Annotated in this window: 8 protein-coding genes; 5 read left to right on the top strand and 3 right to left on the bottom strand. The window is 68.3% G+C overall.

Features of this window, described 5'->3' with window-relative positions:
- Positions 1-215: 215 nt before the first annotated feature.
- Positions 216-1,328 (bottom strand): CorA family divalent cation transporter, encoded by a 1,113-nt coding sequence (locus BN11_RS11370; RefSeq protein WP_162213218.1) that lies wholly within the window; start codon positions 1,326-1,328, stop codon positions 216-218.
- A gap of 49 nt (positions 1,329-1,377) precedes the next feature.
- Between BN11_RS11370 and BN11_RS23690 the strand changes: the two genes are divergently transcribed.
- The 5 genes from BN11_RS23690 to BN11_RS11345 are packed head-to-tail and all read left to right on the top strand — an operon-like array spanning position 1,378 to position 6,080.
- Entirely contained in the window at positions 1,378-2,031 is a 654-nt protein-coding gene (locus tag BN11_RS23690) for a hypothetical protein (protein WP_048697762.1), read from the top strand.
- Complete coding sequence (locus BN11_RS11360) at positions 2,028-3,032, top strand: hypothetical protein (protein ID WP_048697759.1); 1,005 nt, start codon at positions 2,028-2,030, stop codon at positions 3,030-3,032. Before BN11_RS23690 ends, BN11_RS11360 begins: the two co-directional genes overlap by 4 nt.
- A gap of 49 nt (positions 3,033-3,081) precedes the next feature.
- Complete coding sequence (locus BN11_RS11355) at positions 3,082-3,990, top strand: tetratricopeptide repeat protein (RefSeq protein ID WP_048697756.1); 909 nt, start codon at positions 3,082-3,084, stop codon at positions 3,988-3,990.
- Between the two features lie 57 nt (positions 3,991-4,047).
- Positions 4,048-4,794: an esterase family protein gene (locus BN11_RS11350; protein ID WP_048697753.1), complete on the top strand. Its 747-nt coding sequence runs from the start codon at positions 4,048-4,050 to the stop codon at positions 4,792-4,794.
- Between the two features lie 38 nt (positions 4,795-4,832).
- Complete coding sequence (locus BN11_RS11345; protein ID WP_048697748.1) at positions 4,833-6,080, top strand: ATP-grasp domain-containing protein; 1,248 nt, start codon at positions 4,833-4,835, stop codon at positions 6,078-6,080.
- Positions 6,081-6,087: 7 nt separating this feature from the next.
- Here the strand turns inward: BN11_RS11345 and BN11_RS11340 are convergent, their stop codons facing one another.
- Complete coding sequence (locus BN11_RS11340) at positions 6,088-7,281, bottom strand: DUF4185 domain-containing protein (RefSeq protein ID WP_048697745.1); 1,194 nt, start codon at positions 7,279-7,281, stop codon at positions 6,088-6,090.
- A 106-nt stretch (positions 7,282-7,387) separates the two neighbouring features.
- Positions 7,388-8,178 (bottom strand): hypothetical protein (locus tag BN11_RS11335; protein WP_048697742.1); only part of this gene is annotated, 791 nt, incomplete at its 5' end.

The raw sequence follows: 8,178 nt of genomic DNA, 5'->3' as shown, positions 1-8,178 counted from the left end.
CGCTGCGGCGGAGGTGGAGGCACTGGTGCTCGGCGCGGTGCGCGACGCCATCGACGACCGGGTGACCGCGGCGGCCGGTGAGGTGGCCGCGGGCGCAGCCGAACCGCATACCGCCGCCCGCATGATCCTGGACGACCTGCTCGGCGCTCGGCCCGGGGCTTGATTCGCGAAGTATCGGAGCGCGGGACGAGCGGAGAACTTCGTGGGGTGTTCTCCTACCACCAGCCCTGGCGGCGGGCCCAGCGCAACAGGATGGCGGAGACGACGAACATGGCTAGCAGGATGCCGATCAGCCACGGCCAGCTGGTGCGGCCGTAGGAGATGACGTTCATGCTCGCCACCGAGGCGAGCGCGATGACGGGGAGGGTGATGGCGACGATGACGGCGAGCCGTTCCATCGCCACCGTGGCCCGGGTGTCGGTGCGGGCGCGATAGAACTCGGTGACCCCGCGGAGGAATTCGTCCTGGGCGCGGGCGATGCCGGCCAGGCGCAGGAACTGATCGCGGGAGTCGCCGATCAGGCGCACGTCCTCCGGATCACCGGTCCCGTCGAGGAGATACTGCGCCCGCCCGAAGACCTCACCGGTCTGGGCGGCGATGGACGTGATGCGGCCCAGGGCATGGCGGGTGGTGAACAACTCGTCGAGGAAGCCCTCGCTCTTGCGTGGGGCGGAGCGTTCGACGACGTGCTGTTCCAACCGTCCGACTTCGCGGGCCAGGTCGTTGACGCTGCGTTCCATGGCGTTGGTGATCGTCGAGGTGATCGCCCACGACAAGGCGATGGGCGTCGTGGGGGTCAGCCGGCCGGCGACGAGACGGTCGGCAACCTCGGCGGTGGCGCCGGATTCGGCGGCCACCGGGCTGCCGGCTGCCGGTCCCGGGCTCGTGATCAGGTAGTTCGTGCCGACCACTTGGTCGAGTTCGATGGATTCGACCCGGCCCGAACCCGTCGGGACCGGACTGTGCACGACCAACAGCAGGTAGGTCTTGTGGTAGTGCAACCGGGCCACGTGGTTGCGGACGGCCATCTCCTCGATGGCCCGCGGGTGCAACCCGAAGACCGAGCGCAACATCTCGCGGGCGTCGCGGTCCAGGTCCGGGATGTGGACCCAGACGAAACCCGTCTCCCGCGCGAGCAACTGGGGCAGTTCTTCACGGGTGGCGCGCCACGCGCCACCCGAAACCCGGTCGATCCACATGACGTCGTAGGTCGCCACGGACTCGACCTTAGCCGCGCGGGATTCGTCGCGCCGCCGCGGCAGGGGACCATCCGCCATGACGTCTGTCACGAGCCGTGACGATTTTGTTATCTCCGGGGGATGGGTCATCGTGGAGTCTTCCGCTCCCCGTGTTTCTCCAAACGAAAGTCGACTCACCGTGGCGATTCTCAAACGCCTCGTCGGGATCCTGCTGGCCCTGGCCGGCCTGGTCCCGCTCGCCGTCGGCAGCTGGTTCGCCGTCAAACTAGGCCCCTCCGGCGAGGCGACCTTCACCGTGCCCGACCCAGGCACCACCCCCGTCGTCTTCGGCCCGGAGGTCCTCAACCGCACGGATCTGCCGGTGCGCATCGACGTGACCACCAAGCCGGGGGGCACCGCGAGGGCGATCGTCGGCACCTCGGCCGACATCGCGGCCGTCCTCGGCGACGCCGAGCGACGCACCGTGACCGGCGTGCACGTGCGCGAGTGGACCGCCCTGACGACCCGCAGCGGCTCCGGAGCGACACCGGATCTCAACGTGCGCGACGTCTTCCGGATCAACGAGGACCTGCCCGAGCGGGGGTCGATCACCATGACCCAGGACACGGCCCCCGAGACCCTCGTCATCGCGCCGACCGGCCCCGGCTTCGCTGCGCTCAGCGCCACCTGGGCTCGCGACACGTGGTTCTACCAGGCGCTCGTGCTGGCCGCGGCCGGTGCCCTGCTGACGACCGTGGGCTGGTTGCTGGCCCGTCCCGGCCCCAAGCGGCGGGTCGTGCACGTGCCCGCGGGCACTCCCGTCGAAGCCACGCGTGCGGGGGTGACCCGATGAGGAGCGCTCCCACCTCGCGCCTGGTTGCCGGCATCGCCGGTTTCGGGCTCGCCGCGGGCGCGTTGACCGGCTGCGGCTTTCCCGAGCGGGTCGTCGGACTCCACGACGCCAAGGTCGAGACGGTCGACGGCGCCGGCGTGCCGGAGGCGACCGCGGTGACGATCACGCAGCGGGCGCTGGCGCAGGCCGGTGCCGCCTTCGCCGCCAAGGCGAGTGACACCAAGACGCACAAGGCGATCCTCACCGGGCCGGCCCTGCGGATCGCCGCACTGCCCGACAAGTACACCGACGAGGCCGGCACCTCTTTGAAGAATCCGGCGACGCCGACGATCCTGGCGGTCTCGGCCGGCCGGGATTGGCCGCGCCGGATTCTCGCGACGACCCTCGTCGACGGCGTCCAGTGGCTCCACGTCCTGGTGTCCGAGAAGCCGGCGGAGGCCTACAAGCTGTGGGTGACGGTCCCGATGCTGCCTGGGTCGAGCGTCCCCGCTCTTCCGCCGCTGTCGACCGGCACCGACCTCGTCGAGGGTGACGACGGCCTGGTCGCCGACCCGCCCGCCGTGCTGAACGCCTACGGTCACCTGCTCGACATCCCGGCGCCCAAGGACAAGAAGTGGGCAAAGCTGGTCGGCGTCAAGGACCCCTATGCCACCGGTGTCCTGGCGGCCTCGAAGGCACAGGTCAAGGCCCTGGGCAAGCTCGGCACCTTCACCCGGCAGCACGATCCGGAGACCAAGTCCGCAGAATCGATGGCCTTCCGGCTGGCCGACGGCAGCGCACTGGCGTTCGGGCAGCAGCAGCGGGTCGACCTGATGAAGCCGACCTCCAAGGCCAAGCGCCTCGACCTGCCCAGCGACCTGGCGTCGCTGGCGGGCGAGAAGTCGGTCACCAAGCAGCTGCGCCTCGATTGGTTGCTCACCTTCGCCACGGTCATCCCGAAGGACAAGGCGGCCACGGTGATCGGCGTCAGCGAGCAGTTGCGCGATATCGAGGCCAAGTAGCCCGCGGCACCGAATAGGTCTGCGCCGCGGCATACGAAATGATGACGGTATGACGCAGCCACCCGTGCCCGGAAGCGCCGCCCGCGGCGCGATCGATCTGACCGGTCTGTCCGACGGCAGCGCCCCGAGCGGGGCTCCCGTCGCCGGAGGCACCGACCAGATCCACATCAAAGCGACCGATGCCTCGTTCCCGGAAACACTCAATCGCTCGGTGCGGGTGCCCGCGGTGCTCGTCGTGGTCTCCTCCCGGGTGCCGGAGTCGGTGGTCTATCTCGGCGAGGTCGTCGAGGTCGCGACGGCGTTGCGCGGGCGCATCCAGGTCGTCAGCCTCGACATCGACGCCAACCCCGGCATGCTGCGGGCGCTGCAGGTGCAATCGGTCCCGATGACGCTCGGACTGCTGCAGGGCCAGGTGTTGCCGCTCTTCGCCGGCGTGGCCGCGAAGGAGCAGCTGCGCGGAGTTCTCGATCAGGTTCTCGAACTTGCTGTGCAGCAAGGAGTCACGGGCCGACTCGAGCTTGCGGGACCGGCTGCCGAGGAGACCCTGCCGCCGCTGCACCAGGCGGCCTTCGACGCGATCGAGCGCGGCGACCTCGACGCCGCCGCTGCGGCATACGACCAAGCGCTCGCCGCCGATCCCAAGGACCACGACGCCGAGATCGGCCGCGCCCAGGTCGCCCTCCTGCAGCGGACGGCCGGAGCGGATCCGACCGCGGCCCGCGCCGCCGCGGCCGACAACCCCGACGACGTCGCCGCCCAGACCCTGGTCGCCGATCTCGACCTGCTCGGCGGTCACGTCGAGGACGCCTTCGGTCGCCTCATCGACCTGGTGAAGCGCACCAGCGGAGAGGAGCGCGCCGCGGCCCGCGATCACCTCGTGCAGCTGTTCGCCGTGGTCGGCAATCAGGATGAGCGGGTCAAGCGCGGACGCACCGCATTGATGAGCGCGCTCTTCTGAGGACCGCGTCGAGTGTCGCGCTAGCCTCCCGGCGATCTGTGAGGTTGGATAGCGCCCATGTCCGCCCGTGTTGAGCTCCCTATCCCCGGCGTCGATGCCACGCTCGGTGTCGTCCGTCACGGCCACTTCGGGCGGCCGATGCTCGTCTTCCCGTCCGAGGCAGGACATGCCGAGGACTTCGCCGGCAACGGCATGCTCGACGCGATCGGCGATCTCGTCGAGTCGGGCCGGGTGACGCTCTTCTGCGTGGACTCCCTCGACGGCTGGAGCTGGTCCGCCAGCGACCAGCCCACCGAAGAACGCGCCCGCCGCCACCGGCTCTACCACGCCTGGCTGGAGCAGAGCGTGTTGCCCCACATCGCCTTCGAGATGGGGGGCTGGCAGAGCGAGATCATCACCTTCGGCGTCTCGATGGGCGCCTACCACGCGGTCCACTTCACCTTGCAGCGCGCCGACGTCGCGCCCTTGGCGATCGGGCTCTCCGGCAACTACGACCCCAGCACCTGGCGGGGCTGGGGCGACATCGGCGACGCGACCTACTTCGCCAACCCGATGGCCTATGTGCGCGGCGCCGAGGGCGATCACCTGAACTGGCTCCGGTCGCGGGCGAGCCTGCTGCTCGTCGTCGGTCAAGGACCCTTCGAATGGGAGCCGACCAAGTCCTACCCGTCCACACTCGCCTTCGCCGATGTCTTGCGGGAGAAGGGAATCACGCACCAACTCGACGTCTGGGGCCATGACAGCGCCCACGACTGGCCGTGGTGGCACCGCCCGCTGGCCCACCACCTGCCCCGTTTCGTCTGACGTTGCATCAGCGCCCTACCCAACAAAGGAGCCACGCCTTGACCACAACCCGTGACCATCTGATCGGTCTCCTGCTCGGCGCAGAGGAGGACTGGCCGACGGCCTTCGAGGCGTTGGTGCGCCGCATGGGTCTGCTCACGACGGCAGACGGCATCGAGCACCGCATCGAGACCGAACGGGTGACGATCGAGCCGTTCAACCTGCGGGACAAGGCGCGTCAGGACCTGTGCATCGACCGGCTCGCCTACTGGTACTACCACCCGCGAGAGTGGCTCAAGAAGGCGTCGTTGATGGACGACGTCTATCTGCTCAACAGCCCCTTCACCTTCCAATCGATGGAGAAGCACTCGGCCTACTGCGCGATGTTGCGGCTCGGCATGAAGGTGCCCAACACCATCCTCGTGCCCTACAAGAACCCCGTCGACAACGCCCGCTGGGCCTACACGTCCGCCAAGTACAACCGCTCCTTCGACCTCGACGCCCTCGCCGACGAACTCGGCTACCCGCTCTACATGAAGCCTTTCGACGGCGGCGGCTGGCGCGGTGTCTCCAAGGTCGACGATGTCGCCGGGCTGCACAAGTCCTACGACGAGTCCGGTGAGATGCTCATGCACCTGCAGGAGTCCATCGACTACGACGTCTTCGCCCGCGCCCTGACCATCGGCCCCGAGACGATGGTGATGAAGTTCCGTCCCGAGTTGCCGATGCACGATCGCTACGAGGTCTCCCACGACTTCCTGACTCCCGAGGCCGGCCAGGAAGCGATCACCATCTCGCAAACCGTCAACGCCTTCTTCCGCTGGGAGTTCAACTCCTGCGAGATGCTCGTCAAGGGCGATCAGATCTACCCGATCGACTACGCGAACGCCTGTCCCGACGTCGCCGTCACCTCGCTGCACTACTACTTCCCGTGGGCGATGAAGGCGCTGGCGAAGTGGTCGGCCTTCTGCGTCGCGACCGACCGGATCGCCAAGACCCAGGTCGACACCGAGCCGTGGTTCGCCGTCGCCGACAACGATCAGCTCGACTACGACGCGAAGATCGTTGCCTACCAACGGCTTGCGGACGCGCACTTCGACACCGAGCGCTACAACGAGTTCTGCGCGACCACGTTGTCGCATATCGACGAGATTACCTACGAGTATGTGACGTCGCCCGAGTTCCGCTCGATGCTCACCTCGACGATCCACCAGACCTATCCGACGCACGAGTGGGAGCGTTTCGAGGCCCACTTCGGCGGTCTGCTGACCATGTGGTCCGACGACAACGCCCACCTCGCGGGTTGAGTCCCGGCTAGATCACGGCACGGATCCCCAAGAACTCCAGGGGCGTCCCGGGTGTGAAGTTGCCGTGGCTGACGATTACTCCGCGGGCGGAGCCGGCGAGGGGTATGTCCGTGCCACAGTAGGTGTAGCCGTCCGGCACCAAGGGCGTCAACGTGGCCAACGGCTCGGGGTCGGCCGTCCAGGGTCCGGTCAAGGCAGGCGCCGTGATGCGCATCACGCGGCTCCCGATGAAGGTGAATTCCTTGTAGGACACCGACAATGCCCCCGTGGCAGGGTCGCGAACCATGGCGAGGGTGGCTTCCAACCCGAGCGGATTCGGGATGACCGGGATGACGGCTGTGGCCGACCTGGACCAGCCGGCCGCCGTCCAGAAGCGCCAGGCCGTCGCCGTCCCGATGCTCGAGACCGGAATCCGGGCGAGGTAGAAGTCGTTGCCCCAGATCCACGGGTCGTCGATCTTGCTCGAGCCGAAGGCGTAGAGATAGCCCGCGTCGACGAAGGCACCGGCGCCCCACTTGATCCCAGCGGGGTCATTGGCTTTCATCGGCGTGGCCAACAACCTGGTGAGGGTCAAGGTGCCCTTGGCGTCGAAGGTGTACTCCGCCAGACGACTGCCGACCTGGGAGAAATTCCACAGGCCGGTCCCGGTGTCGGACGTGAACATGTGGCTGAGGAAGACGTAGACCCGATCCACCTTGGCCGTGGCGTCATAGCGCGTTGCCGCACTGGCGGGCCAGTAGTAGTTCGTTCCGCCCGGGATTCGTTGTGCGGCAGGCACATCGACGAAGGAGTTCAGGCTGAGCAGTCGTGTCCCGCTGGTGGCACTGCGAATGCGCCCGCCGCCGTGGATGATCGCGTTGTTGCGCATCATGTATGTCTTTTGCGTTGCGGCTTTGGGGTATTGGGGGTTGCCGGTGGCGCTGACGACGGTATCTCCATAGAAGTTGATGAGGGTGCCGTTGCGAGTGCGAATGCCGAATCCGCCGTCGCCGATGAAGCGACGCCCCTCGATGTCCCCCCGCTGCAGCGCCACGAACTCCGCCGTCGTGGCCGGGAGGGCGACCGGTGCCGGCGCGACTCTCGGGACCCCCGAGGCGCCCAGGGTCGCCGCATCTGACGGACCCGGCGCCAAGGCCCACGCGAGCAAAAAGCCCAAGAGGGCGAACAGGATTCGCGGGCGGCGAGTTTCGAAGCCGAACATGAGGTGCCTCCGAGGAGCAGATTGTTCGCTCACACATTAGGCAGGTGGCTAGGACGTGCCACCAGTCCTGCATTGGAAGGACACCGTGATGGCTGGTTGGTCCCGGTCAGCCGCTGGCGGGATAGTCGCCGGTGATCCAGTCGAGCACGAGCCTGCCGGTCTCGGTCAGTTTCACCGTGTCCCCGGGCTCCTCGGTGACGATGTCCCAGCCGTGGCCGCCCTCGGGGGGATCGAGGTACTTCTTGACCTTGGCGGGAGAGCCCTGCACCGCGGCGCGCAGCCGTTCTGGTTTCATCTGGAAGTCGCTGTCGGAGCAGACGATCAGGAGCGGCACGGTCGTGGCGGCAGCAGCCGGTTCGGCCTCGGCGTAGCCGCGCCAGTACGCGGGACCGGACAGATCGACGATCGCGTCCGCACCGGCCTGCTGGCCCCCCGCCAGCGCGACGGCCCCGCCGGCCGAGGCGCCGACGACGACCACGCGGTCGGCGCCCAGCTCGGTCCGGGCGTGCTCGACGATCGGGGTGAGGAAGCCGACCGGGTTGTCGGACAGGGCTTTCGAACACCGGGTGTCGCCCTTGCCGCACGAGTTCACGGTGAGCGCGGTGAACTCGGCCTGCTTCGTCGCAAGGCCGACATAGTCCATCCAGCCGCACATGCTCCCTGGCGACTGGTGCAAGAAGATCGCCACCGTCGATCCGGAACCGATTCGGCCGTAACGGATTTCGCTCTCGGCGTCCGGGCGCACGCCCTCGATCGGCCCCTTGGCGCCGAGGCCGCACTCCTCCTCGAGTCGCGTCTCGGGGGGCGGCGTGGTCCGGCTGACCGAAGGCCGGGGCGAGGACGAGGCCCCGGACGTGGTCACGGCGGACGCACCGGTCGCCGGCGGGGGGGGGGGGG

Source organism: Nostocoides australiense Ben110 (genome assembly GCF_001050535.1).
GTDB lineage: Bacteria > Actinomycetota > Actinomycetes > Actinomycetales > Dermatophilaceae > Nostocoides_A > Nostocoides_A australiense.
Note: the sequence above shows the minus strand (reverse complement) of the source record. Positions and strands in the feature narration are given on the sequence as shown.

Excerpts from the sequence above, each read along its gene's own strand:
- BN11_RS11370 (WP_162213218.1), bottom strand. The coding sequence starts at position 1,328 with ATGACCCATCCCCCGGAGATAACAAAATCGTCACGGCTCGTGACAGAC.
- BN11_RS11360 (WP_048697759.1), top strand. The coding sequence starts at position 2,028 with ATGAGGAGCGCTCCCACCTCGCGCCTGGTTGCCGGCATCGCCGGTTTC.
- BN11_RS11355 (WP_048697756.1), top strand. The coding sequence starts at position 3,082 with ATGACGCAGCCACCCGTGCCCGGAAGCGCCGCCCGCGGCGCGATCGAT.
- BN11_RS11350 (WP_048697753.1), top strand. The coding sequence starts at position 4,048 with ATGTCCGCCCGTGTTGAGCTCCCTATCCCCGGCGTCGATGCCACGCTC.
- BN11_RS11340 (WP_048697745.1), bottom strand. The coding sequence starts at position 7,281 with ATGTTCGGCTTCGAAACTCGCCGCCCGCGAATCCTGTTCGCCCTCTTG.